Origin of the sequence: Streptomyces sp. KPB2 (assembly GCF_003950055.1) — a bacterium.
Taxonomy (GTDB): domain Bacteria; phylum Actinomycetota; class Actinomycetes; order Streptomycetales; family Streptomycetaceae; genus Streptomyces; species Streptomyces salinarius.
Genome location: NZ_CP034353.1, coordinates 2054913 through 2078864, shown reverse-complemented (window position 1 = coordinate 2078864; position 23952 = coordinate 2054913). Strand labels below are relative to the sequence as shown.

The following is a 23952-nucleotide window of genomic DNA, read 5'->3' as shown; positions in this document are numbered from 1 at the left end:
GTAGGATGGACGGCATGGCCAAGACCAGTACGACGACCCAGGGGCTGCGAGCGGCGATCGAGCGCAGTGGCTACTACCCGGCCCTCGTGGCCGAGGCGGTGGAGGCCGCCGTGGGCGGCGAGCCCGTGCGGTCGTACCTGGTCCACCAGGAGACGACGTTCGACCAGAACGAGGTGCGCCGGCACGTGACCGTGCTGGTCCTCACCGGCAACCGCTTCATCGTCAGCCACACCGACGAGCAGGCCGCCGACGACACCTCCCCGACGCCGTACGCCACCACGTCCACGGAGTCCGTCAAGCTCGGCCGGATCTCGTCCATCGTCGTCAGCCGCGTCGTCGCCAACCCGGAGCAGTACAAGCCGGGCACACTGCCCCGCGAGATCGTGCTGACCATCGGCTGGGGCGCCGTCTCCCGCCTCGACCTGGAACCGGCCGCCTGCGGCGACCCCAACTGCGAGGCCGACCACGGCTACACGGGCAGCTCCACGGCCGACGACCTCAGCCTGCGCGTCAGCGAGGCCGGCGACGGGCCCGAGACGGTGCGCCAGGCGCTCGCCTTCGCCCAGGCCCTCTCCGAGGCGACCGCGGACTCCGCCCGCTGATGGCGCAGTACACCGCCTGGGACACCCACCCGGAACCGCTCCCCGTCGACTCCGCCCCCGTACCCGAGTACGGCACGGGCTCCCTCGCCGACCTGCTGCCCACCCTGGCCGCCGGCCTCGGCGTCCCCGGCATGACCGCGGGGATCACCGAGCTGACCCCGGCCGACCGCAACTGCGTCTTCCTGATCGACGGCCTCGGCTGGGAGCAGCTGCGCGCGCACCCCGACGACGCCCCCTTCCTCACCTCGCTCCTGGACAGCTCGCGCGGCGGCACCGGGCGCCCGATCACCGCCGGCTACCCGGCCACGACGGCGACCTCCCTCGCCTCCGTCGGCACCGGACTCCCGCCGGGCGCCCACGGCCTGCCCGGCTACACGGTGCGCGATCCCGCCACCGGCGCGCTGATGAACCAGCTCCGCTGGCAGCCCTGGACCGCGCCCGGCCCCTGGCAGCCGTACCCCACCGTCTTCGGCCTGGCCCACGAGGCGGGCGTGCACGCGGCCCAGGTCTCCTCACCGACCTTCGCGAACACCCCGCTGACCAAGGTCGCGCTCAGCGGCGGCGAGTTCCACGGACGGCTGTCCGGCGAGGACCGGATGGACTGCGCCGCCGAGCAGCTGGCCCGCGCCGACCGCGCCCTCGTCTACACGTACTACGCCGAGGTCGACGGCGCCGGCCACCGCTTCGGCGTCGACTCCGACACCTGGCGCGGCCAGCTCGGCCACGTCGACCGGCTCGTCCAGCGCCTCGCCGAGCAGCTCCCGCCGCGCAGCGCCCTGTACGTCACCGCCGACCACGGCATGGTCGACGTGCCCTTCGACGAGGAGCACCGCATCGACTTCGACGAGGACTGGGAGCTGAAGGCGGGCGTCGCCCTCCTCGGCGGCGAGGGCCGCGCCCGCCACGTCTACGCCGTCCCCGGCGCCCGGAGCGACGTGCTGACCTGCTGGCGCGAGGTGCTCGGCGAGCAGTTCTGGGTGGCGTCCCGGGACGAGGCCATCGCCGCGGGCTGGTTCGGCCCCAGCGTCGACGACCGGGTGTACGCCCGTATCGGCGACGTGGTCGCCGCGGCGCGTGACGACGTCCTGCTCATCGCCTCCGAGCGTGAGCCCAAGGAGTCGGCGATGGTCGGCAACCACGGCTCGATGACCCCGGCCGAGCAGCTCGTCCCGCTGCTCGAAGTACGCTCCTGACCCCGCAAGCCCCTCCTCCCAAGCCCCTCCTCCGCCGAAAGGTGCCCAACCCCTCATGCCCGAGCTGGTGTTCTTCTCCGGAACGATGGACTGCGGGAAGTCGACACTGGCTCTCCAGATCGAGCACAACCGCTCGGCGCGCGGACTGGCCGGCATGATCTTCACCCGCGACGACCGCGCGGGCGAGGGCAAGCTCTCCTCCCGCCTCGGCCTCGTCACCGACGCGGTGGAGGTCGGGGACGGCCAGGACCTCTACGCCCACGTCGTGGACCACCTCTCGCAGGGCGGCCGGGTGGACTACGTCATCGCGGACGAGGCGCAGTTCCTCGCCCCGGACCAGATCGACCAGCTCGCGCGCGTGGTCGACGACCTCGACGTCGACGTGTACGCCTTCGGCATCACCACCGACTTCCGCTCCAAGCTCTTCCCCGGCTCCCAGCGCCTGGTGGAACTCGCCGACCGCGTCGAGGTGCTCCAGGTCGAGGCCCTGTGCTGGTGCGGCGCCCGCGCCACGCACAACGCCCGCACCGTCGGCGGCGTCATGGTCGTCGAGGGAGCCCAGGTGGTCGTCGGCGACGTCGCCCAGTCCCCGGACGAGATCGGCTACGAGGTGCTGTGCCGCCGCCACCACCGCCGCCGTACGACCGCCGCGACGGCCCGCGCGGCGGCCCTGTCGCCGGACGTGCTGCCCGTCTCCCCGAGCTGACGGGTCCGACCGCCCCCGCCCGGCGCGTCGGGCGGGGGAGCGGCCGTTCAGCCGATGCGGGTGCCCGAGCCGCCGACCCGGACGCGGGGGTCGTCCGCGCGCAGGGTGACCGTGAGCTCACCCGGGCGGCCCAGGTCCTCGCCCTGGTGGAGGGTGAGGACGGCGTCCGCCGGTACGAGGCCGAGCTCACGGGCGTACGCGCCGAACGCCGCGGCCGCGGCGCCGGTCGCCGGGTCCTCGACGACACCGCCGACGGGGAACGGGTCACGGACGTGGAAGACGGTGGCCGACTCCCGCCACACCAACTGCACCGTGGTGAGGTCCAGTCGGTGCATCAGCGCTTCGAGGCGGGCGTAGTCGTACGCCAGCTCCGCGAGGCGGGCCCGGGACGCCGCCGCGAGCACCAGGTGACGTGCCCCGGCGAACGCGATCCGGGGCGGGAAGGCCGGGTCGAGATCGGCGGCCGGCCAGTCGAGCGCGGCGAGCGCTTCTTCGAGGTCGGGGTCGGTGACCTCATCGACGTGCGGCTCGACGCTGGTGAGCGTGGCCCTGAACACCCCGCCCTCCTCGGCCACCGTCACCGGCACGGTGCCGGCGCGCGTCGCGAACACCAGCTCCCCGGGACCGATCCGCTCGGCGAGCGCGACGGCCGCCGCGACGGTGGCGTGCCCGCAGAACGGCACCTCGGCCTTGGGACTGAAGTAGCGGATGCTGTACGCCCGCCCCTCCTCGCCACCCAAGCCCTCCGGGGGAGCGGTCAGGAACGCGGACTCGGAGTACCCGAGCCCGGCGGCGATGCCCAGCATCCCGGCGTCGTCCAGACCGGAGGCGTCCAGCACGAGACCGGCGGGGTTCCCGCCGTCGGGGTTGCTGGAGAAGGCGGTGTAGCGCAGTACCTCGGGTCCCACGGCATTCGTCGTCATGATCGCGCCAACACGGGGCCGGTCAGGCGTATTCCGGCAGCGTCGTACGCGCCGCCCGCCTGCTCAGCGCGGCGGCCGCACCACCGTGAACCGCGCCCCCTCCGGATCCGCCACCGTCGCCACCCGTCCGTGGGCCGTGTCCTCGGCGGGCGTGAGGACATGCCCGCCCAGGCCGACGAGCAGCTCCACGGACGCATCCGTGTCGGCCACCTCGAAGTACGTCATCCAGTGCGGGCCCCGGTCGCGCGGCAGGGCGTCGCCGACGCCCTGGATGCCGGCCACCGGGCGGCCGGACAGGCGCAGGGTGACGTGGTCGCGGCCAGCCGAGGTCTCGGCGTCCAGTTCGAAACCGAACACCGTCTCGTAGAACTTGGCGACGCCCGTCGTCTCGTACGTCAGCAGCTCGTTCCACGCCGGTGTGCCGGGGACCCCGGCGACCGCCGTGCCGAGGTGGGCCGCCGCCTGCCAGATGCCGAAGACGGCACCCGCCGGGTCGGAACCGAGGGCCATGCGGCCCGCCTCGCCCGCGTCCAGGGGGCCGACGCCGACCGTGCCGCCGCACAGGCGCACCGTATCGGCCGTGCGGTTGACGTCGTCCGAGGCGAAGTAGGGCGTCCAGGCGGTGGGCAGTTGGCGGTCCGGGGGCAGTTGACCGATGCCGGCCACCTCGCGCCCGTCGAGCAGGGCCCGCGCGTACGGGCCCAGTTGCTGGGGTCCCGGCCGGAACTCCCAGCCGAACAGGGCGCCGTAGAAGTCATGGGTGGCGGCCGGTCCGTGCACCATCAGACTCACCCAGCAGGGTGTGCCGGGCGCGCGCCGGGCGTTCGTCTCGCCGATCCGGCTGTCCGATCCCCGTGCGTCGGTCATCGTCACCCTCTTCTCGGCCCTTCGCGGGCCGTGCGTCCGCTTCCGCTCCGGTGGGCTCTCGCGGCTTGCGCACCGAAGCCGTTACCGGATCCGGTGCGGTGCTTCGGGCGGGGTCGCGCTCGTGGGGCAGCCCGCCTGCCCGGGCAGTACAGCATGTGGCCGAACCCGTACGCCTCGTGACCGGTACTGTCCGGCGGGCAGAGTAGCCCGACAGCGACGCCTCGGCCACTCGGTACGCCAGGATGGGGCCATGAACGCCATCATCTCCGCATCCGAACTCGTCGACGAACTGGCGGGCGCCAACCCGCCGGTCCTGCTCGACGTCCGCTGGCAACTGAGCACGGCGAAGGCGGCCGGGGCCGCGCCGTTCGACGGCCGGGCCGAGTACGCGGCCGGGCACCTGCCCGGTGCCGTATACGTCGACCTGGACCGGGAGCTCGCTTCCGCGCCCGGCGCGGGCGGCCGGCACCCGCTGCCCGACGTGGCGGAGTTCGGCGCGGCGATGCGCCGGGCGGGCGTGTCGCAGGGGCGGCCGGTCGTCGTCCACGACGGCGGACAGGGCTGGGCGGCGGCCCGTGCCTGGTGGCTGCTGCGCTGGACGGGTCACCCGGACGTGCGGGTCCTCGACGGCGGGTTGACGGCCTGGGAAGGACCGCTGTCGACGGACGTCCCGACGCCCGAGGAGGGCGACTTCGTGCCCGCGCCGGGCGCGGCGGGACTGCTGGACGCGGACGCGGCCGCCGCGCTGGCCCGGTCCGGAGTGCTGTTCGACGCCCGCGCGGGGGAGCGCTACCGGGGCGAGGTCGAGCCGATCGACCGGATCGGCGGCCACATCCCGGGCGCCGTGTCCGCGCCCACGACCGCCAACGTCGCCCCGGACGGGCGCTTCCTGCCGGCCGAGGAACTCCGGGCGCGTTTCAAGAGCCTGGGCGCCACGGAGGACGGCGCGGTCGGTGTGTATTGCGGCTCGGGCGTGTCGGGCGCCCACGAGGTGCTCGCCCTGGCGGTGGCGGGCATTCCGGCGGCGCTGTACGTGGGTTCGTGGTCCGAGTGGTCGTCGGACCCGGAGCGGCCGGTCGCCGTGGGGCCGGACCCGCAGTAGGGCGCGGACACCCGCAGCAGGGCGCGGACGCCCGTAGGAGGGGGCAGGACAGAGGCCGGGGCCGCACCCGACGGTGCGGCCCCTTCGGTTGCTCGGCCGGAGCCGGCTACTCCTGCTTCTTGCGCCGCGTCCCGAACACGATCTCGTCCCAGCTCGGCACCGCCGCGCGGCGGCCCGGCCGGACGCCGTCGGCCTCGGCCTGGCGGTCGGTGGAACCGGTGAGGCGGTCGCGGTGGCTGGCCACCGAGCGCGGCATGAGCACGTCCGCGTAGGCGGAACCGGCCGACGCCGCGGGCGCCGGGGGCTCCTCCACCTCGGGTTCCTCGACGGGCTCCTCCACCGGTTCCGGAGCGCGCTCGGGCACCACCAGGTCGCCCCGGAAGCTCGGTACGGCCTCCAGCAGGCTGGTCAGGGAGTCGCGTTCGCGTTCGACCGAGGCGGTGGCCGCGGTGTCGTCGGACGGCTCGGCCGGCGGCGGGGGCAGGCTCGGACGTTCCCGTTGTTCCCGGTCGAGGGTGCGGTCCAGCGGCCGGTCGCGCGGCAGCCGGGCGATGCGCGGCACGAACGGGAAGCTGGGCTCCGGCGCGGCGAGGTCGTCGGACTCGCCGATCAGCGCGCGCGCCTCCGCGTCGACGGCCTGGACGAGGCGACGCGGCGGGTCGTACGTCCAGCTCGCCGAGTGCGGCTCGCCCGCGACGAGGTAGACCAGCAGGACTTCCCAGGTGCCGTCGTCGCGGCGCCAGGAGTCCCACTGGACGGTGTCCTTGTCGGCGCCGCGCAGCAGCAGCCGCTCCTGGACGGCCTCGCCGAGGGGCGGTCCGGAGTTCTCGCCGGGGCGGCGGACGGGGGTCTTGCGGGCCCGCTCCGCCATGAAGGCGCGCTCGGCCAGCACGGGACCCTCGAAGCGCCGTACGCGGTCGACGGGGATGCCGGCCATCTGCGCGACCTCTTCCGCGGTCGCGCCGGCTCGTATACGTGCCTGGATGTCGCGGGGGCGGAGATGGCTCTCCACCTCGATCTCGATCTGGCCGAGGCGGGGACGGTCGCCGCGCACGGCGGCCCGGAGCCGCTCGTCGATCGGAAGCGTGTACTCCGTGCTGTCCGCAGCCTTCAGCACCAGCCGTGTGCCGTCATTCGAGACGGCCACGACACGCAGTTCGGGCATGGGGACCTCCCGGGTGGTGCCTGCCGACGTCACGTGCGTCGCTGCTTCCGCTCTGTCGAGTGTGGCCTGCCCGGGTGCAGCCTGCCACAACCTTGCCGAGTTGCCCGGCGTGTCGGGCGCGGGCCCTGGATCGCCGTTATGGCACGGTTACCTGTTCGCAACGCTAAGTGACCAACTCCGTCACCCTGTGCAACTGTCCCCCTCGTGGCGGTCCTTCGCGGTGTCGGACCCCTTGTCGGGAGACCGGCTCCAGGGCTCGCAACAGTACTCCATTCGGGCCACGTGCGTGGATTGGCACGCCGCCCAACTTCTGGCAAGAGGTGCTCCCTGGCCGCCCGCGGCCGGATTTCCGCGATCTTGGACGTGGCGTACTTCACGCAATCACCAGAAACGGAACTAATGGTTTCGGCCGCACGTCCCTTTCTCGTGCAGTTGATCGCTCCCGTACGGGAAAGGCAGGCAAGGTCCGACGATGCGTGAAAGGTCCGATGGCACGGGTGAGGCGGACATGCATTCGAAGGGGGAGTCCAGGCGAATCGACCTGAGCGTCCCCCAGGTCGCGGGCAGCGCCCTGGCCGCGGTGGTGGCCGCCAAACTCGCCTCCTCCTTCGGCGTCTACGGCACGATCGCCGGCGCCGGTCTGATCAGTGTCGTCGCCACCTGCGGAGGCTCGGTGCTCCAGCACTTCTTCAAGCGCACCGGGGAGCAGATCCGGGTGAAGCGCACCGTCGCCGCCGTGCGGACCGGCGGAAGGACCGCGTCGGTCCCGGCCGCGGTCTCGGGCCCGGGTTCCGCCGCGCCCTCGGGCGACTTCACCGAGGGCACCGTCTACCGCGCGCGGACCAGCGGTTGGCGTCGCCCGCTGGTCGCGGCGGCCCTCGTCTTCGGCGTCACGATGGCCGGGATCACCGTGTACGAGGTCGCCTCCGGCCAGAACCTGAGCGGCGGGCACAGCACCACCGTCGGCAGCGCCTTCACCGGTCACAACAAGTCCGCCTCCCCCTCGGGGGAGTCCGGCGGCTCCGAGGACGTGCGGGACGGCGGGGGCTCGGCCGGCTCCGGTGACCCGGGTGACGCGAAGGACTCCGGTACGGGGGACGACGCACCCGCCTCCACCCCGTCCGGGAGCCCGGACGGGACCGGCGGGAGCCCGTCGCCCGACGGCGGTTCCGCGGAGGGCGGCGGTACGGCGTCCAGCCCGACGCCCACCCCGGACGCCACCGGCGACGAGGGCACCGGCGACGGCACCGGAACCCCCGACCCGGACGCCTCGGCTACGGCCCCAGAACCCGGCGCAAGTAGTCGTTCAGGAACAGCCGGTCAGGGTCAAGACGGTCCCGCAGCGCCGTGAACTCGCCGAAGCGCGGATACACCCGGGAGAAGTACTCGGCGTCCCGGGTGTGGACCTTGCCCCAGTGCGGCCGGCCCTCATGCGCCGTGAAAATGCGCTCGGCGGCGGTGAAGTACGCCTGATAGGGCGTGCCCCGGAACATGTGCACGGCGATGTAGGCGCTGTCGCGCCCCGAGGCGGTGGAGAGCGTGATGTCGTCGGCCGGGGCCGTGCGCACCTCGACCGGGAAGCTGATCCGCAGCCGCGATCGGTCGACCATCGCCCTCAGTTCGCGCAGCGTCTCGACCACGGCCTCGCGCGGAACGGCGTACTCCATCTCCACGAACCGCACCCGGCGCGGTGATGTGAAGACCTTGTAGGGAGTGTCCGTGTACGTCCGCGCGGAGAGCGCCCTGCTGGAGATCCGGGCGATCGACGGGATGGTGGCGGGCGCGGCGCGGCCGACCCAGTTCGCCGCCTGGAAGACGCCGTTGGAGAGGAACTCGTCGTCCATCCAGCCCTGGAACCGGCCCACCGGCTGCTCCGGACCGGCGCTGCGGTTGTTGCGCTTGGTGTTGGTGCTGTTGGTGTGCGGGAACCAGTAGAACTCGAAGTGCTCGTTCTCGGACCACAGCGCGTCGAAGTCGGACAGGACCCGGTCGAACGGCATCGGCTCCTCGCGGGCCGTCAGCAGGAAGATCGGCTCCACGGAGAAGGTGATCGCGGTGACGACGCCCAGTGCCCCGAGGCCGATCCGCGCGGCGGCGAACACCTCGGGGTTCTCGTCCGCGGAGCAGGTCAGCACCGAGCCGTCCGCCGTGACCAGCTCCAGGCCGCGGATCTGGGCGGCGATCGAGGCCGAGTCGCGGCCGGTGCCGTGGGTGCCGGTGCTGGTGGCGCCCGAGACGGTCTGCTCCATGATGTCGCCCATGTTCGTGAGCGACAGACCCTCCCGCGCGAGCGCCAGGTTGAGCCTCTTGAGCGGGGTGCCGGCCTCGACCGTGACCGTCATGGCGTCGCGGTCGATGCCGCGGATGCCCGTCAACAGTTGAGGGCGGATCAATACACCGTCCGTCGCGGCTATCGACGTGAACGAGTGCCCCGTGCCGACCGCCTTGACCCGCAGCCCGTCCTCGGCCGCCCTGCGCACGGCGCCGGCCAGTTCGTCGACGGAGGCGGGAGCGACCTCCCGCGCGGGGCGCGCCGTGATGTTGCCGCCCCAGTTACGCCATGTGCCGTTCCGGCCCTTCGGCCCCCTCGGCCGTCCGCTCGCCCTGCCGCTCGCCGTTCGTGTGCTGCTCAACGGTCCCTCCCCGACGCGGTTCCGGCCGCTTGAGCCGGCGGTACCCGAGGAAACCGACCGCGACCGCGACGGCCCCGGCCACCGCCGGAACCCCGTACCCGGCACGCGCCCCGGAGGCGTCGATCACCCAGCCGCTCGCGGAGGAGCCGAGCGCGACCCCGACCGCGAGTCCGGTGCTCACCCAGGTCATGCCCTCGGTGAGCTGCGTGCGTGGTACGTGCTCTTCGATGAGGGACATCGTCGTGATCATCGTGGGAGCGATGGACAGACCCGCAACGAACAGCGCCACGGCCAGAAACGGCAAGTTTCCGACCAGTAGGAGGGGGATCATACTCACGGCCATCGCACACACGCCCAGGAGCCAGCGGCGTTCCGGCGGTCCCGCGAAGCGCAGCAGCCCGAAGATCATGGCGGCCGTGCACGATCCCGCCGCGTAGAGGGCGAGGACGAGGCTGGCGGCGGCCTTGTGCCCCTCCTCCTCGGCGAACGCCACGGTGACCACGTCGATGGCGCCGAAGATCGTGCCCGTGGCCGCGAACGTGCCGACCAGGACCCGCAGGCCCCGGGAGCGCAGCGCGGTGCCGCCGCCCTTGTGCTCGCGCGGGTGCGGTTCCGGCTCGGTGGCGCGCTGCGAGGTCAGCCAGAAGACCCCCGTCGCCAGGAAGCAGGCGGCGAGCAGCGGCCCGGCCTCCGGGAACCAGGCCGTGGACAGGCCGATGGAGACGATGGGGCCGAAGATGAAGCAGATCTCGTCCACCACGGACTCGAAGGAGTACGCGGTGTGCAGCTGCGGCGTGCCCCGGTACAGGGCCGCCCAGCGGGCCCGGACCATCGCGCCGAGGCTCGGCACGCAGCCGATGCCGACGCAGGCGACGAACAGCACCCAGTCCGGCCACTCGAAGTGCGCGGCCGCCAGCAGCAGCGCCGCCGCGGTCAGCGACACCAGGGTCGCCGGGCGCAGCACCCTGCGCTGCCCGTACCGGTCCACCAGGCGGGAGACCTGGGGTCCCGCCACGGCGGCGGCGAGCGCGATGGTCGCCGACAGGGCCCCGGCGAGTCCGTACCGCCCCGTGAGCTGGGAGATCATCGTCACCACGCCGATGCCCATCATCGACAGCGGCATCCGGCCGAGGAAGCCCGCGGCGGAGAAGCCCTTGGTGCCGGGGAGGGCGAACAGGGCGCGGTAGGGACTGGCCAACGAGGTCTCCGAAGCGGCTCAGTGACGGCAGGGCGACGGCTTCGTAAGGTGCGAACGCAGTCGATACAGCTTACTCGTCGCCGCGCCCGAAGACACCCCTCGGATCCGGTGACACGCACGGTCGGTACCCCACCGTTTCCCCGCTGTCAGTGCCGGGTGGCAGGATCGGGGCATGCCAGACGTGCTCGATGCCAGCCCCTACGACGCCCTGCTCCTGCTCTCGTTCGGCGGCCCGGAGGGCCCGGACGACGTGGTCCCGTTCCTGGAGAACGTGACGCGGGGGCGCGGCATCCCCAAGGAACGCCTCAAGGAAGTCGGCCAGCACTACTTCCTCTTCGGCGGGGTCAGTCCCATCAACGACCAGAACCGCGCCCTGCTGGACGCCCTGCGCAAGGACTTCGCCGAGCACGGCCTGGACCTGCCGGTCTACTGGGGCAACCGCAACTGGGCGCCGTACCTGACGGACACCCTGCGCGAGATGGTCCGCGACGGTCGCCGCCGCATCCTGGTCCTCGCCACCAGCGCCTACGCCTCGTACTCGGGCTGCCGCCAGTACCGCGAGAACCTCGCGGACGCGCTCGCCGCCCTGGAGGCGGAGGGCCTGGAGCTGCCGAAGATCGACAAGCTCCGGCACTACTTCAACCACCCCGGCTTCGTCGAGCCCATGGTCGACGGGGTCGTCCGCTCCCTCGCCGAGCTGCCCGAGGAGGTCCGGGAGGGCGCGCACCTCGCGTTCTGCACCCACTCGATCCCGAATTCCGCCGCCGACACCTCCGGACCGGTCGAGGAGCACGGCGACGGCGGGGCCTACGTCCGCCAGCACCTGGACGTGGCGCGGCTGATCGCCGACGCGGTGCGCGAGCGCACCGGTGTCGACCACCCCTGGCAGCTCGTGTACCAGTCGCGCTCGGGCGCGCCGCACATCCCGTGGCTGGAGCCCGACATCTGCGACCACCTGGAGGAGCGGCACGCGGCCGGCGTCCCCGCCGTGGTCATGGCCCCCATCGGGTTCGTCTCCGACCACATGGAGGTCCTGTACGACCTCGACACGGAGGCCACCGCCAAGGCCGGGGAGCTGGGGCTGCCGGTGCGCCGCTCGGCCACGGTGGGCGCCGACCCGCGGTTCGCCGCCGCCGTCCGCGACCTGGTCCTGGAGCGCGCGGGCGCCGAGCGCGGGCAGGAGGTCACGCCCTGTGCCCTCGGCACGCTCGGCGCGAGCCACAACCTGTGCCCGGTCGGCTGCTGCCCCGCCCGTGCCCCCCGGCCCGCCGCCGCGGGCGCCGACAGCCCCTACGTGTGAGGAGCCCCGTGACCGACGTGACGCCCGACCCGCTCCGTGCCGACCTGCTGAAGATCGCCCAGGAGGCCGCCCACCGCGCGGGCGAGCTGCTGCGGGACGGCCGTCCGGCCGACCTCGCGGTCGCCGCCACCAAGTCCAGCCCGATCGACGTGGTCACCGAGATGGACATCGCGGCGGAGAAGCTGATCACCGGGCTGATCGCCGACCGCCGCCCCGACGACGGTTTCCTCGGCGAGGAGGGCGCCGCCACGGAGGGCACCAGCGGCGTCCGGTGGGTCATCGACCCCCTCGACGGCACGGTGAACTACCTGTACGGACTGCCCACCTGGGCCGTCTCCATCTGCGCCGAGCAGGACGGCGAGCGGGTGGCCGGCGTGGTCGTGGCCCCTATGCGGGGCGAGACGTACCAGGCGGTGCTGGGCGGCGGAGCCTGGGCGACGGGCGCCTGGGAGGGCGAACGCAGGCTCACCTGCCGGTCCGCCGCCCCGCTGGACCAGGCGCTGGTCTCCACCGGCTTCAACTACGTCGCCGACGTCCGCGCGGAGCAGGCCGAGATCGCGCGGCGGCTGATCCCGCTGGTCCGCGACATCCGGCGCGGCGGCTCGGCCGCCATCGACCTGTGCGACGTGGCCGCGGGGCGGCTGGACGGCTACTACGAGCGTGGTCTGCACCCCTGGGACCTCGCGGCGGGCGACCTGATCGCCCGGGAGGCGGGCGCGGTGACCGGCGGACGCCCCGGTGAGCGTCCCGGCGGCGCCCTCACCATCGCCGCCACCCCGGCCGTCTTCGAGCCCCTCCAGCGGCTCCTGACGGACTTCGGGGCGTAGGCCTCCGGCGGTCGGTGAGACCGGGCGCGTCCCCGGCGCGGGGGAGGGCGCCGCGTCGATGCCGTGGGACGCGGGCGCGGGCGGCGGTGCACGGTGCGTGTGCGGGCGGGATTTGCGAAGCGGCCGCTCGCTGGCGGTCGGGCGGGTCGAGTGCCCCGGGCGCGAGGGCGGGCGCCGCGTCGACGCGTCGTGTGCGTGTGTCCGGACCGCCCACCCCGGCGAGGTCGCCCGCTCTGTGCGACCCGGCCACCCGCCTCGCCCCACCGGCCAGGACGGTCGCCGCACCGCCGGGCGGTCACCGCACCGCCGGACGGCGCCGCGCACGACGAAGCCCCGGCGCTGGATCTCGCCGGGGCCTGGTCTCCGCGGGCCGGTCAGGCGTTGGTCGCGCTGACTTCCACACCGTGCTCGGCAGCGAGACGGCGCAGATCGTCGAGCTCGCCCAGCTCCACCTCGACAAGGAACTCGTCGCCCTCGTCGCGGGCCCGGGAGAGGTCGGACTCGGTCGTCTTTATGCGCTGCAGAAGTCCTGCGGTGAAAGCGTCCATGCTGCGCCCCCTCGTCCTGGGTCGTGGGTCGTTGGCACGGGGGTGTGCCGATCGGAAGGGGCGATCACGTCTCCGGTGGAGTGCCCAGCGCTGCCCGGCCGGGCGGCGACGGTGCCGGACACCCACGCCCGCTCTGCGGAAGCGGACCGCGACGTACCGCGCGGTAACGCGGTACAGGCAGAGCGTGATCGCGGGGTGTAAAGCCGTCCTCCCCCGGCTCCCCTTCGCGGAAACCTCAACCGCGCGAGAAAATCTCGCATTCCCGCTTCGGCGGCCTTTCCGCACCCTTCTTCGTCACCGGCCCCTCACCCGGCTTACAGCCGACTTATGGCCGAAAAGGGCAGGATGGAGGCAACACACCCACCAGCCCCCTGCCCTCGTGCGTCCGAGAAGCGCTACGCGGGTGGACACAGGAAGGACAAGCGACGTGCGCGTACTCGTCGTCGAGGACGAGCAACTGCTCGCCGATGCGGTGGCCACCGGACTGCGCCGGGAGGCCATGGCCGTCGACGTCGTGTACGACGGTGCGGCCGCCCTGGAGCGCATCGGCGTCAACGACTACGACGTGGTCGTCCTCGACCGCGACCTCCCCCTCGTGCACGGCGACGACGTCTGCCGCAAGATCGTCGAGCTGGGCATGCCCACGCGCGTGCTCATGCTCACGGCCTCCGGCGACGTCAGTGACCGGGTCGAGGGCCTGGAGATCGGCGCCGACGACTACCTGCCCAAGCCGTTCGCGTTCAGCGAGCTGATCGCGCGCGTGCGGGCCCTCGGCCGGCGCACCAGCGTGCCCCTGCCGCCGGTCCTGGAGCGCGCCGGGATCAAGCTCGACCCGAACCGCCGCGAGGTCTTCCGCGACGGCAAGGAGGTGCAGCTCGCGCCCAAGGAGTTCGCCGTGCTCGAGGTCCTGATGCGCAGCGAGGGCGCCGTGGTCTCCGCCGAGCAGCTGCTGGAGAAGGCCTGGGACGAGAACACCGACCCGTTCACCAACGTCGTGCGCGTGACCGTCATGACCCTGCGCCGCAAGCTGGGCGAGCCGCCGGTCATCGTCACCGTCCCCGGCTCCGGCTACCGGATCTGACCGGCCGTGGCGACGACACCCGCGCCCCCCGGGGCGCCCCCCAAGCCCACGTGGGACCCGCGCTCGGTCACCCCCCTGCCGTGGCTGCGGCCCACCATCCGGATAAGGCTCACGCTGCTGTACGGCGGCATGTTCCTGATCGCCGGCATCCTGCTGCTGTCGATCATCTACCTGCTCGCCGCCCAGGCGGTGCGCACCGGCAACGAACCGCTGTACAAGATCGTCGACTTCACCGACCTCAAGGTCTCCAGCAGCACGTGCCCCGTGGTCGACAACGGCGGTCTGTCGCTGTCCGACTTCAACGCGGCGATCAGCGACTGCATGGACCACCAGCGCAAGGTGGCCCTGGACAACCTGCTCAGCCGCTCCCTGCTGGCGCTGCTCGGCCTCGCCGTGATCGCCTTCGCCTTCGGCTACGCCATGGCCGGCCGCGTCCTGTCCCCGCTGGGCCGGATCACCCGCACCGCGCGCGCGGTGGCGGGCTCCGACCTGTCCCGGCGGATCGAGCTGGACGGCCCGGACGACGAGCTGAAGGAGCTGGCGGACACTTTCGACGACATGCTGGAGCGGCTGCAGCGGGCCTTCACCGCCCAGCAGCGCTTCGTCGGCAACGCCTCCCACGAGCTGCGCACGCCCCTGGCGATCAACCGCACCCTCCTGGAGGTGCACCTGTCCGACCCGGGCGCTCCGGTGGAGCTCCAGCAGCTCGGCAAGACGCTGCTGGCGACCAACGAGCGCAGCGAGCAGCTGGTCGAGGGACTGCTGCTGCTGGCCCGCAGCGACAACCAGATCGTCGAGCGCAAACCCGTCGACCTCGCCGAGGTGGCCGGCCAGGCCATCGACCAGGTGCACGCCGAGGCCGAGACCAAGGGCGTGGAGATCCGCGGCACCCGGGAGGCCGCGGTGGTCCAGGGCAACGGCGTCCTGCTGGAGCGCATCGCCCTGAACCTCGTCCAGAACGCCGTGCGCTACAACGTGGCCGAAGAGGGCTGGGTGGAGGTCACCACGGCCGTGGAGGGCGGACAGGCGGTCCTGGTGGTCACCAACACGGGCCCGGTCGTACCGGCGTACGAGGTGGACAACCTCTTCGAGCCGTTCCGGCGGCTGCGCACCGAGCGCACGGGCAGCGACAAGGGCGTCGGGCTCGGACTGTCCATCGCGCGGTCCGTGGCCCGGGCGCACGGCGGGCACATCTACGCCCAGCCGCGCGAGGGCGGAGGGCTCGTGATGCGCGTGACACTGCCCGTCTGAGATCATGACCCCGACATCTCGCCGAGACCGGAGGATGTTCGCTTTGAGCGGAATTTCGAGGTCACCGGCCCGGGAGTCGCATGTGTGATCGATCACAACGGGGGCTTTCCCACTCTCTACTCTCCGTGATCATGCACCCTGTCGGAAAGCCGGGAAAATCCCGGTTTTCGAGGGTCCAGATCACGGGAAGTACACGGTGAGACGCCTTTGAAGTGCGGCATTCGGACCGTGTACGGTCCCCATCGCCATCCAAGCCGATCACTCATGCGAGGTCCGGTTGGGTGTCGATTGAGTAACAGACCTTGATGTGAGGCAAAATCTCCGCCTCGGGTCGGGCACAAGTCCGGCCTCTCACGCGTTACGTGCGCTGAAGACACCGCAGACACCCAGAGGGGGAGAGCGACCATGGCAACCGATTACGACACTCCACGCAAGACCGACGACGACGTCGACTCGGACAGCCTCGAAGAGCTGAAGGCCAGGCGGAACGACAAGTCCGCCTCGGCCGTCGACGTCGACGAGTTCGAGGCCGCGGAAGGCCTCGAGCTTCCCGGCGCCGACCTCTCGAACGAGGAACTGGCCGTCCGCGTGCTGCCGAAGCAGCAGGACGAGTTCACCTGCATGAGCTGCTTCCTGGTGCACCACCGCAGCCAGCTGGCCCGGGAGAAGAACGGCCAGCCGATCTGCCGCGACTGCGACTGAGGCGGGGTCGGCCGTGACCACCGGCTCGACCCCTCCCTGGAAGCGCCGTTTCTCCCGGCGAGGAGGAGCGGACCAAGGGCCGTCCGACGGCCCGTACAGCGCGCGTGACGACGAGCGGGGCCCGACCGACACGGGGAAGGCCCCGCTCGAGCCAGTGGCCGACCGGAGTGACCTCCCGGCGACCACGCAGCCTCCGGCACCCGCTGCCCGGCGCCGGGCAGCGGCGTTCCGGGAGAAGGCCGGCCAGGGCGTCCGTAACGGCGGCGCCCGCGCCAGAGCGGCCCTGGGACACCTCGCCGACCGGATCATCGACCTCGCACCCCGCGTGCCCGTACGCGACCTGGCGACGCTGCGCAGGCAGTTCCCCGGCCTCGGTCCGGAGGAGCTCGCCGACCGGCTCGTGGCCGGCGCGGCCAAGGGCACGGCGACCGTGGGGGCCGGCATCGGAGCGGCGGCGATGCTGCCGGTACCGCCCGCGATGCCCACCGAACTGGCTGCCGAGATCACCGGCGTCGCGGCGATCGAGCTCAAGCTGATCGCCGAACTCCACGAGGTCTACGGCGTACGCCCGCCCGGCGGCCTCGCGCAGCGCAGTACCGCGTACCTGAACTCCTGGTCCGACGAACGCGGCGTCGACGTGTCCAAGCCGTCGACCCTGGGCTCGGCGATGAACAGCCACATGAAGCGTCAGCTGCGCCAGCAGATCATGAAGCGGATGGTGCGCGACCTGCCGAACCTGATGCCGTTCATGGTGGGAGCGGCCGTGGGCGCCGTCATGAACCGCCGCGACACCAGAAAACTGGCCGCGAGAATCCGCGCCGACCTGCGCAGGCACCAGGTCGCCTGGAGCGCCCTGGAGGGCCTCCCCGCGCTGGAACGGCCGCAGGACGCCCTGGACATGGGAGAGATCGCCAACGGCCTTACCAGGGGCATCGGCCTTGGCGGCCACGGGGAAAACTTCGGCAAAGACGGCGGCTGACGGCTCCGGCGCCACCCGCGCGCCCGCGCGTGCGTGCGCTCCCGTCCGGGCGGACCCCGCCGCGGACCAGCCGGACCGGCGCTACGCCGCAGCCGCCTTCGCCGCCGTCAGGGCCTCGATCAGCCGCTCCGGCTCGCGCGTCGACAGGTACAGGTAGGGAGTCGGATCCTCCGGATCCGTGACCACCACGCGCACGGCACGCGGGATGTAGGCGCGCAGCAGCAGGAACGCCCGGGTGTCGGCCTTGTACGTGCGCCAGGCGCGGGCCTCCTCCGGGTCGAGGATCTCCGCCTCGCCCAGCGCCGACACCGGCACCCGTGCCTCGCCCGCGATCAGCGAGTCGCCCACGATGCGGATGCGGACCGCGCCGTACGAACTGGCCGCCACCGCCGCCACCGCCGTGCCGCCCGCCAGGCCGCCCAGCATCGGCAGGGTGCCGAAGGGCAGCAGGATCAGCGCGAACGCCAGCCCCACCAGGAAGGAGACGAGCCACCAGGAGCGGGGCGCGGTGAGGCGTTCTTCGTACGGGGCCGTGGAGAGCTGCATGAACCAAGCTTGGCACGGGATCGGTGTTCGGCCGACGCACGGGTAAGGTCTGCGCCTGTGAGTGGTACTTCCCCAGGTCTTCAGCCCCCCGCCGACGCCGTGAAACCCGTACGGCACCCCGACGCGCCCGCCCCCGGCGAGCTGCTCGGCGCCCACTACGGCCAGTGCTTCGGCTGCGGCGGCGACCAGCCCCACGGGCTGCACCTCCAGGCGCGGGCGGGCGAAGGCGTGTCGATCACCGCCGAGTTCGTCGTCCGCCCCGCCCACCAGGGCGCCCCCGGTCTGGCGCACGGCGGCGTGCTGGCCACCGCCCTGGACGAGACGCTGGGCTCGCTGAACTGGCTGCTGCGCACCATCGCGGTGACCGGTCGGCTCGAGACCGACTTCCTGCGGCCGGTGCCCGTCGACACGACGCTGTACCTGGAGGCCGAGGTCACCGCGGTGGCCGGCCGGAAGATCTACTCCACCGCCACCGGCCGGATCGGCGGGCCCGACGGCCCGGTGGCCGTCCGCGCCGACGCCCTCTTCATCGAGGTCAAGGTCGAGCACTTCGTCCGGAACGGCCGCGAGGAGGAGATCCGCGCCGCCATGGACGACCCCGACCAGCTCCGCCGCGCCCGCGCCTTCGAGGTGAACCCGTGAGCCGTGCCGACCTCGAGGTGCTGATCCGCCGCGTCGACCCCGACGTGCCGCTGCCGGAGTACGCGCAGCCCGGCGACGCGGGCGCCGACCTGCGCACCACCCTCGGCTGCGAACTGGCGCCCGGCGAACGCGCCGTTCTGCCCACGGGCGTGTCTGTGGCGCTGCCCGAGGGGTACGCGGCCTTCGTGCACCCACGTTCCGGTCTGGCCGCCCGCTGCGGTGTCGCCCTCGTGAATGCCCCGGGGACGATTGATGCCGGGTACCGTGGGGAGATCAAGGTGATCGTGGTGAATCTCGACCCGCGCGAAAGCGTGCGGTTCGAGCGCTTCGACCGGATTGCCCAACTGGTCGTCCAGCAGGTCGAGAGGGTCCGCTTCCGTCAGGTCGCGGAGCTTCCCGACTCGACGCGGGCCGAGGGGGGCTTCGGGTCCACCGGCGGCCACGCCGGGTTGGACCGTGCAAGCGGCACAAGCGGTCAGGTCGCCGACGGCGGCCCGACGGGTGGGAATCGATACGCTTCGGTCGTATCCGACCGGGAAGGACAGTGACGTGTTCGGACGTCGCAAGAAGAATGACGCCGCCGAGGACGCGGCCGGCGAGACCGAGCAGGTCGTCGACAGCGTCGACACCGGGGCGGACGAAGAGCGTGAGCGCGTGCGGCTCGAGCCCGAGCCGCGCCCCGACGGGCCCTGGGACAGCAGCGAGGTCCGCGACCCGGCCGAGGGCCGGGTGGACCTGGGCGGCCTGTTCGTCCCCGGGGTCGACGGCATGGAACTGCGGGTGGAGGTCGCCGGTGACGCGATCGTCGCCGCCACCGTCGTACTGCGCGACAGCGCCATCCAGCTCCAGGGCTTCGCCGCGCCCAAGCGCGAGGGCATCTGGGCCGAGGTGCGCGAGGAGATCGGCTCCGGCATCACCCAGCAGGGCGGCATCATCGACGAGGTCGAGGGCCCCCTGGGCTGGGAGCTGCGGGCCCAGGTCCCGGTGCAGCTGCCGGACGGCACCAGCGGCTTCCAGGTCGTGCGGTTCGTCGGTGTGGACGGGCCCCGCTGGTTCCTGCGCGGTGTGATCTCGGGCCAGGGCGCGGTGCAGCCGCAGGCCGCCGGTCTGCTGGAGCAGATCTTCCGGGACACGGTCGTCGTCCGCGGCGATGGCCCGATGGCCCCCCGCGACCCGATCGTCCTCAAGCTGCCGAACGACGCCCAGATGGTCCCCGAGGGCGTCCAGCAGGAGGAGGGCTCCCGCTTCGCCGGCGGCATGGGCCAGCTCCAGCGCGGACCGGAGATCACCGAAGTGCGTTAGGCAAAGACTTGGTACGGCTTTCCGCCGTACGCGAGCCACGACGGCCGCGCCCCCGGAAGGGGGTGCGGCCGTCGGCGTCGGGGCGGGCACGCGCTCGTCCGCGCCGGACGCGGGGAGGGGGACCCGGCGGCGAGGTGCCCTCCGGACGCCCACGGGCGTCGCCGGCGGGGCGTTGCCGCGAGCGATCCGGCCCCGGCCGTTGAACCCGCCCGTCTCCGCCGGTGATACTGGCGCCCGGTTTCACGGCGTACGGCGGGGGAGGGCGCGAGATGAGCCAGGTGGCCACCGGGACCATGGTGCGCGTCGAGGACGTACGCAAGTCGTACGGTCGCGACAGCGCCGCCGTGCACGCGCTGCGCGGCGTCTCCTTCGACGTGCCGCGCGGCGAGCTGGTCGCCCTCAAGGGGAGGTCGGGCTCCGGGAAGACCACACTGCTCAACATCGTCGGCGGCCTCGACACGCCGGACGCCGGCCGGGTCGAGGTCGACGGCCGGGACCTCGCGGAGCTGGACGAGGACGGACTGCTCGCGCTGCGCCGGGACCGGGTCGGCTTCGTCTTCCAGTCCTTCGGACTCGTCCCGATCCTCACCGCCGCCGAGAACGTCGGCGTACCGATGCGGCTGCGCCGGGCCGCGCCGCGCGAGCGGGACGAGCGCGTCGAGCTGCTGCTCGCCCTCGTCGGCCTCTCCGACCACGCCGCCCAGCGCCCCGGTGAGCTGTCCGGCGGCCAGCAACAGCGGGTCGCCATCGCCCGCGCCCTCGCCAACGACCCCGCGCTGCTGATCGCCGACGAGCCCACCGGCCAGCTGGACGCGGAGACCGGGCACTCCGTGATGGAGCTGCTGCGTGCCGTCGTACGCAGCGAGCGGGTCACCGCCCTGGTCGCCACCCACGACGCCACCCTCCTCGACCTCGCCGACCGGGTGCTGGAGCTGCGCGACGGGGAGATCGTCGAGCAGTGACGCCGCCGGGAGCGGGCGGCCGTCAGGGTTCCGTCAAGGACGACCGGCATCCGCACCCCCGCCCTTTTTGCCGCGATTGTGGGTCGTAGGGTCGACGCTGCGCACTCAGCGGTGACCGGAAGACAATGAGGCCATGGGACGCGGCAAGCTACGGATCTACCTCGGCGCGGCGCCGGGCGTCGGCAAGACGTACGCCATGCTGTCCGAGGCGCACCGGCGCGTCGAACGGGGCACCGACTGCGTGGTGGCCTTCGTCGAGCACCACGGCAGGGCGCGTACCGAGGTGATGCTGCGCGGCCTGGAGCAGGTTCCGCGCCGGGAGGTCGCGTACCGGGGCGCGGACTTCACCGAGCTGGACCTGGACGCGGTCCTGGCCCGCGCGCCCCGGGTGGCCCTGGTGGACGAACTGGCCCACACCAACGTCCCCGGCGTGCGCAACGCCAAGCGGTGGCAGGACGTCGAGGAACTCCTCGCCGCCGGGATCGACGTCGTCTCGACCGTCAACATCCAGCACCTGGAGTCGCTCGGCGACGTCGTGGAGTCGATCACCGGCGTACGGCAGCGGGAGACCGTGCCCGACGAGGTGGTGCGGCGGGCGGACCAGATCGAACTGGTCGACATGTCGCCGCAGGCGCTGCGCCGGCGCATGGCCCACGGCAACATCTACCAGCCGGACAAGGTCGACGCGGCCCTGTCCAACTACTTCCGCCCCGGCAACCTCACCGCCCTGCGCGAGCTGGCCCTGCTGTGGGTCGCGGACCGGGTCGACGAATACCTCCAGCAGTACCGCAGCGAGCACCGCGTCTCGAAGATCTGGGGCTCGCGCGAACGCATCGTGGTCGGCCTGACCGGCGGCCCCGAGGGCCGGACGCTGATACGCCGGGCCGCGCGCCTCGCCGAGAAGGGCGCCGGCGGCGAGGTGCTGGCCGTGTACATCGCCCGCAGCGACGGGCTGACCTCCGCCTCCCCGAAGGAGCTGGCGGTCCAGCGCACCCTGGTGGAGGACCTCGGCGGCACCTTCCACCACGTCCTCGGCGACGACATACCGGCCGCCCTGCTCGACTTCGCCCGCGGCGTCAACGCCACCCAGATCGTCCTGGGCTCCTCGCGCCGCAAGGCCTGGCAGTACGTCTTCGGACCCGGCGTCGGCGCCACGGTCGCCCGCGAGTCCGGACCCGACCTCGACGTCCACATCGTCACCCACGACGAGGTCGCCAAGGGACGCGGGCTGCCGGTGGCCAGGGGTGCGCGGCTCGGCCGTTCCCGCATCGTCTGGGGCTGGTTCGCGGGCCTGGGCGGACCGGTGCTGCTGACACTGCTGCTCAGCACCGTCCACCTCGGCCTCGCCAACGACGTCCTGCTCTACCTGGCGCTGACCGTCGCGGCGGCGCTGCTCGGCGGTCTGTATCCGGCGCTGGCCTCGGCGGCGGTCGGGTCGCTGCTGCTGAACTGGTTCTTCACGCCGCCCGTCAACCGGATCACCATCGCCGACCCGAGGAACATGCTTGCGCTCGCCATATTCGTGGGCGTCGCACTCTCCGTCGCCTCGGTCGTCGACGTCGCGGCCCGCCGCACCCACCAGGCCGCCCGGCTGCGCGCCGAGTCGGAGATCCTGTCCTTCCTGGCCGGTGACGTGCTGCGCGGCGAGACCAGCCTGGAGACGCTCCTCGAACGCGTCCGCGAGACCTTCGGCATGGAGTCCGCCGCCCTCCTGGAGCGGGAGGGCGACATGGCCCCCTGGACCTGCGCCGGCCGCGCCGGGTCGGGACCGCCCGTCGACCGCCCGGAGGACGCCGACGTGGACATGCCCGTCGGCGACCACATGGCCCTCGCGCTGACCGGCCGCGTGCTGCCCGCCGAGGACCGCCGGGTCCTCGCCGCCTTCGCCGCCCAGGCCGCCGTCGTCCTGGACCGGCGCCGCCTGCGCGAGGAGGCCGACCGGGCCCGCGCCCTGGCCGAGGGCAACCGGATCCGCACCGCGCTGCTGGCCGCCGTCAGCCACGACCTGCGCACCCCGCTGGCCGGCATCAAGGCGTCGGTGACCAGCCTCAGGTCGGACGACGTGGCCTGGTCGGAAGAGGACCGGGCGGAGCTCCTCGAAGGCATCGAGGAGGGCGCCGACCGGCTCGACCACCTCGTGGGCAACCTGCTCGACATGTCCCGCCTCCAGACCGGCACCGTCACCCCGCTGATCCGCGAGATCGACGTCGACGAGGTGGCGCCGATGGCGCTCGGCGGGGTGCCCGAGGGGAGCGCGGAGCTGGACATCCCGGAGACGCTGCCCATGGTCGCCGTGGACGCCGGGCTCCTGGAGCGGGCGATGGCCAACCTGGTGGAGAACGCCGTCAAGTACAGTCCCGACGACCGGACCGTCCTGGTCGCCGCCAGCGCCCTCGCGGACCGCGTCGAGGTGCGCGTCGTCGACCGGGGGCCGGGCGTGCCGGACGACGCCAAGGACCGCATCTTCGAGCCCTTCCAGCGCTACGGCGACGCCCCGCGGGGGGCCGGGGTGGGGCTCGGCCTGGCCGTGGCCCGCGGCTTCGCCGAGTCGATGGGCGGCACACTGACCGCGGAGGACACCCCCGGCGGCGGCCTCACCATGGTCCTCACCCTCCGCGCGGTGGGCTCCTCCGGTTCCCCCGCGACGACCCCCGACCCCGCGACCGCGGAAAGCACGACCGCAGAAAGGCAGACCGCCCGATGACCCGCGTCCTCGTGATCGACGACGAACCGCAGATCGTGCGCGCCCTCGTGATCAACCTCAAGGCGCGTCACTACGAGGTCGACGCCGCCCACGACGGCGCCACCGCCCTCCAGCTCGCCGCCGCCCGCCACCCCGACGTGGTGGTGCTGGACCTGGGCCTGCCCGACATGGACGGCGTCGAGGTGATCAAGGGGCTGCGCGGCTGGACCCGGGTGCCGATCCTCGTGCTGTCCGCCCGGCACTCCTCCGACGAGAAGGTCGAGGCGCTGGACGCGGGCGCCGACGACTACGTCACCAAGCCCTTCGGCATGGACGAGCTGCTGGCCCGGCTGCGGGCCGCCGTCCGCCGGGCCGAACCCGTTCCGGGCGGCGAGGACGAGGTGGTCGTGGACACCGCGGAGTTCACCGTCGACCTGGCCGCGAAGAAGGTCAACCGGGGCGGGAAGGACGTACGCCTGACGCCCACCGAGTGGCATCTGCTGGAGGTGCTGGTGCGCAACACGGGGCGCCTGGTGAGCCAGAAGCAGCTGCTGCAGGAGGTGTGGGGGCCGTCGTACGGGACGGAGACGAACTACCTGCGGGTCTACATGGCCCAGCTGCGCCGCAAGCTCGAGGCGGACCCCGCGCACCCGCGGCACTTCATCACCGAACCGGGCATGGGCTACCGCTTCGAGAAGTGAGCCGGCGTGCACGCGAGGTGAGGGGGAGTGAGCCTCGCC

At 72.9% G+C, this 23952-nt stretch carries 24 protein-coding genes; 17 read left to right on the top strand and 7 right to left on the bottom strand.

Going from position 1 to position 23952, the window contains the following annotated elements; translation table 11 throughout:
* Positions 1-5 precede the first annotated feature (5 nt).
* From D1J63_RS08930 to D1J63_RS08920, 3 genes are read left to right on the top strand one after another with little or no spacing between them, the layout of a single operon-like run.
* On the top strand, positions 6-602 hold the full coding sequence (locus tag D1J63_RS08930) for a DUF5998 family protein (protein WP_042825364.1): 597 nt from the start codon (positions 6-8) through the stop codon (positions 600-602).
* On the top strand, positions 602-1795 hold the full coding sequence (locus tag D1J63_RS08925) for a nucleotide pyrophosphatase/phosphodiesterase family protein (RefSeq protein WP_125628491.1): 1194 nt from the start codon (positions 602-604) through the stop codon (positions 1793-1795). Before D1J63_RS08930 ends, D1J63_RS08925 begins: the two co-directional genes overlap by 1 nt.
* 55 nt (positions 1796-1850) lie before the next feature.
* On the top strand, positions 1851-2501 hold the full coding sequence (locus D1J63_RS08920) for a thymidine kinase (RefSeq protein ID WP_061442133.1): 651 nt from the start codon (positions 1851-1853) through the stop codon (positions 2499-2501).
* Positions 2502-2548: 47 nt separating this feature from the next.
* Here the strand turns inward: D1J63_RS08920 and D1J63_RS08915 are convergent, their stop codons facing one another.
* Together D1J63_RS08915 and D1J63_RS08910 are read right to left on the bottom strand one after the other, a co-directional pair.
* The gene (locus D1J63_RS08915) at positions 2549-3424 is read right to left on the bottom strand and encodes a PhzF family phenazine biosynthesis isomerase (protein WP_125628490.1); all 876 of its coding nucleotides are present in this window, start codon (positions 3422-3424) and stop codon (positions 2549-2551) included.
* A gap of 63 nt (positions 3425-3487) precedes the next feature.
* On the bottom strand, positions 3488-4291 hold the full coding sequence (locus D1J63_RS08910; RefSeq protein ID WP_125628489.1) for a VOC family protein: 804 nt from the start codon (positions 4289-4291) through the stop codon (positions 3488-3490).
* A gap of 250 nt (positions 4292-4541) precedes the next feature.
* On the opposite strand from D1J63_RS08910, the gene D1J63_RS08905 reads away from it, so the two are divergent.
* Positions 4542-5393 (top strand): sulfurtransferase, encoded by an 852-nt coding sequence (locus D1J63_RS08905; protein WP_125628488.1) that lies wholly within the window; start codon positions 4542-4544, stop codon positions 5391-5393.
* A 106-nt stretch (positions 5394-5499) separates the two neighbouring features.
* Here the strand turns inward: D1J63_RS08905 and sepH are convergent, their stop codons facing one another.
* Complete coding sequence (sepH, locus tag D1J63_RS08900; protein ID WP_102929405.1) at positions 5500-6558, bottom strand: septation protein SepH; 1059 nt, start codon at positions 6556-6558, stop codon at positions 5500-5502.
* A 472-nt stretch (positions 6559-7030) separates the two neighbouring features.
* On the opposite strand from sepH, the gene D1J63_RS08895 reads away from it, so the two are divergent.
* The gene (locus tag D1J63_RS08895; protein WP_125628487.1) at positions 7031-7909 is read left to right on the top strand and encodes a hypothetical protein; all 879 of its coding nucleotides are present in this window, start codon (positions 7031-7033) and stop codon (positions 7907-7909) included.
* Here the strand turns inward: D1J63_RS08895 and D1J63_RS08890 are convergent.
* Together D1J63_RS08890 and D1J63_RS08885 are read right to left on the bottom strand one after the other, a co-directional pair.
* Positions 7833-9191, bottom strand: coding sequence for a D-arabinono-1,4-lactone oxidase (locus D1J63_RS08890; RefSeq protein ID WP_125628486.1), 1359 nt, complete (start codon positions 9189-9191; stop codon positions 7833-7835). The genes D1J63_RS08895 and D1J63_RS08890 overlap by 77 nt on opposite strands.
* Entirely contained in the window at positions 9112-10389 is a 1278-nt protein-coding gene (locus D1J63_RS08885; RefSeq protein ID WP_125628485.1) for an MFS transporter, read from the bottom strand. The genes D1J63_RS08890 and D1J63_RS08885 overlap by 80 nt, the downstream gene beginning before the upstream one ends.
* 172 nt (positions 10390-10561) lie before the next feature.
* On the opposite strand from D1J63_RS08885, the gene D1J63_RS08880 reads away from it, so the two are divergent.
* Together D1J63_RS08880 and D1J63_RS08875 are read left to right on the top strand one after the other, a co-directional pair.
* Positions 10562-11689: a ferrochelatase gene (locus tag D1J63_RS08880; RefSeq protein WP_102929409.1), complete on the top strand. Its 1128-nt coding sequence runs from the start codon at positions 10562-10564 to the stop codon at positions 11687-11689.
* A gap of 8 nt (positions 11690-11697) precedes the next feature.
* Positions 11698-12516, top strand: a complete 819-nt coding sequence (locus D1J63_RS08875; protein ID WP_125628484.1) for an inositol monophosphatase family protein — start codon at positions 11698-11700, stop codon at positions 12514-12516.
* A 374-nt stretch (positions 12517-12890) separates the two neighbouring features.
* Here D1J63_RS08875 and D1J63_RS36695 read toward each other — a convergent pair whose 3' ends face one another.
* A complete protein-coding gene (locus tag D1J63_RS36695) occupies positions 12891-13064 on the bottom strand; it encodes a hypothetical protein (protein ID WP_007387792.1) in 174 nt (57 codons plus the stop codon).
* A 427-nt stretch (positions 13065-13491) separates the two neighbouring features.
* Here D1J63_RS36695 and D1J63_RS08865 point away from each other — a divergent pair, with 427 nt between their 5' ends.
* The 4 genes from D1J63_RS08865 (at position 13492) to D1J63_RS08850 (ending at position 17077) form a co-directional block, all read left to right on the top strand.
* Positions 13492-14145: a response regulator transcription factor gene (locus D1J63_RS08865; RefSeq protein WP_003993508.1), complete on the top strand. Its 654-nt coding sequence runs from the start codon at positions 13492-13494 to the stop codon at positions 14143-14145.
* 6 nt (positions 14146-14151) lie between these two features.
* Positions 14152-15396: a HAMP domain-containing sensor histidine kinase gene (locus D1J63_RS08860; protein WP_125628483.1), complete on the top strand. Its 1245-nt coding sequence runs from the start codon at positions 14152-14154 to the stop codon at positions 15394-15396.
* A gap of 405 nt (positions 15397-15801) precedes the next feature.
* The gene (locus D1J63_RS08855; protein WP_003993510.1) at positions 15802-16098 is read left to right on the top strand and encodes a DUF4193 domain-containing protein; all 297 of its coding nucleotides are present in this window, start codon (positions 15802-15804) and stop codon (positions 16096-16098) included.
* Between the two features lie 13 nt (positions 16099-16111).
* Entirely contained in the window at positions 16112-17077 is a 966-nt protein-coding gene (locus D1J63_RS08850) for a hypothetical protein (RefSeq protein WP_125628482.1), read from the top strand.
* A gap of 81 nt (positions 17078-17158) precedes the next feature.
* Here the strand turns inward: D1J63_RS08850 and D1J63_RS08845 are convergent, their stop codons facing one another.
* Positions 17159-17623: a DUF3093 domain-containing protein gene (locus D1J63_RS08845; RefSeq protein WP_125628481.1), complete on the bottom strand. Its 465-nt coding sequence runs from the start codon at positions 17621-17623 to the stop codon at positions 17159-17161.
* 57 nt (positions 17624-17680) lie between these two features.
* On the opposite strand from D1J63_RS08845, the gene D1J63_RS08840 reads away from it, so the two are divergent.
* The 6 genes from D1J63_RS08840 to D1J63_RS08815 all read left to right on the top strand — a co-directional run bounded on the left by D1J63_RS08840 (position 17681) and on the right by D1J63_RS08815 (position 23913).
* Positions 17681-18265: a PaaI family thioesterase gene (locus tag D1J63_RS08840; protein ID WP_102928819.1), complete on the top strand. Its 585-nt coding sequence runs from the start codon at positions 17681-17683 to the stop codon at positions 18263-18265.
* Positions 18262-18813 carry a dUTP diphosphatase gene (gene dut / locus D1J63_RS08835; RefSeq protein ID WP_125628480.1) on the top strand — a complete coding sequence of 184 codons (552 nt, stop codon included), beginning with the start codon at positions 18262-18264 and terminating at the stop codon, positions 18811-18813. Before D1J63_RS08840 ends, dut begins: the two co-directional genes overlap by 4 nt.
* Position 18814: 1 nt before the next feature.
* Positions 18815-19567: a DUF3710 domain-containing protein gene (locus D1J63_RS08830; protein ID WP_125628479.1), complete on the top strand. Its 753-nt coding sequence runs from the start codon at positions 18815-18817 to the stop codon at positions 19565-19567.
* 269 nt (positions 19568-19836) lie between these two features.
* Positions 19837-20529 (top strand): ABC transporter ATP-binding protein, encoded by a 693-nt coding sequence (locus tag D1J63_RS08825; protein WP_125628478.1) that lies wholly within the window; start codon positions 19837-19839, stop codon positions 20527-20529.
* A gap of 133 nt (positions 20530-20662) precedes the next feature.
* Positions 20663-23233 carry a sensor histidine kinase KdpD gene (locus D1J63_RS08820; RefSeq protein ID WP_125628477.1) on the top strand — a complete coding sequence of 857 codons (2571 nt, stop codon included), beginning with the start codon at positions 20663-20665 and terminating at the stop codon, positions 23231-23233.
* Positions 23230-23913, top strand: a complete 684-nt coding sequence (locus D1J63_RS08815) for a response regulator (protein WP_102928814.1) — start codon at positions 23230-23232, stop codon at positions 23911-23913. The genes D1J63_RS08820 and D1J63_RS08815 overlap by 4 nt, the downstream gene beginning before the upstream one ends.
* Positions 23914-23952 lie beyond the last annotated feature (39 nt).

Excerpts from the sequence above, each read along its gene's own strand:
- D1J63_RS08930 (WP_042825364.1), top strand. The coding sequence starts at position 6 with ATGGACGGCATGGCCAAGACCAGTACGACGACCCAGGGGCTGCGAGCG.
- D1J63_RS08925 (WP_125628491.1), top strand. The coding sequence starts at position 602 with ATGGCGCAGTACACCGCCTGGGACACCCACCCGGAACCGCTCCCCGTC.
- D1J63_RS08920 (WP_061442133.1), top strand. The coding sequence starts at position 1,851 with ATGCCCGAGCTGGTGTTCTTCTCCGGAACGATGGACTGCGGGAAGTCG.
- D1J63_RS08915 (WP_125628490.1), bottom strand. The coding sequence starts at position 3,424 with ATGACGACGAATGCCGTGGGACCCGAGGTACTGCGCTACACCGCCTTC.
- D1J63_RS08910 (WP_125628489.1), bottom strand. The coding sequence starts at position 4,291 with ATGACCGACGCACGGGGATCGGACAGCCGGATCGGCGAGACGAACGCC.
- D1J63_RS08905 (WP_125628488.1), top strand. The coding sequence starts at position 4,542 with ATGAACGCCATCATCTCCGCATCCGAACTCGTCGACGAACTGGCGGGC.
- sepH (WP_102929405.1), bottom strand. The coding sequence starts at position 6,558 with ATGCCCGAACTGCGTGTCGTGGCCGTCTCGAATGACGGCACACGGCTG.
- D1J63_RS08895 (WP_125628487.1), top strand. The coding sequence starts at position 7,031 with ATGCGTGAAAGGTCCGATGGCACGGGTGAGGCGGACATGCATTCGAAG.
- D1J63_RS08880 (WP_102929409.1), top strand. The coding sequence starts at position 10,562 with ATGCCAGACGTGCTCGATGCCAGCCCCTACGACGCCCTGCTCCTGCTC.
- D1J63_RS36695 (WP_007387792.1), bottom strand. The coding sequence starts at position 13,064 with ATGGACGCTTTCACCGCAGGACTTCTGCAGCGCATAAAGACGACCGAG.
- D1J63_RS08855 (WP_003993510.1), top strand. The coding sequence starts at position 15,802 with ATGGCAACCGATTACGACACTCCACGCAAGACCGACGACGACGTCGAC.
- D1J63_RS08845 (WP_125628481.1), bottom strand. The coding sequence starts at position 17,623 with ATGCAGCTCTCCACGGCCCCGTACGAAGAACGCCTCACCGCGCCCCGC.
- D1J63_RS08825 (WP_125628478.1), top strand. The coding sequence starts at position 19,837 with ATGAGCCAGGTGGCCACCGGGACCATGGTGCGCGTCGAGGACGTACGC.
- D1J63_RS08820 (WP_125628477.1), top strand. The coding sequence starts at position 20,663 with ATGGGACGCGGCAAGCTACGGATCTACCTCGGCGCGGCGCCGGGCGTC.
- D1J63_RS08815 (WP_102928814.1), top strand. The coding sequence starts at position 23,230 with ATGACCCGCGTCCTCGTGATCGACGACGAACCGCAGATCGTGCGCGCC.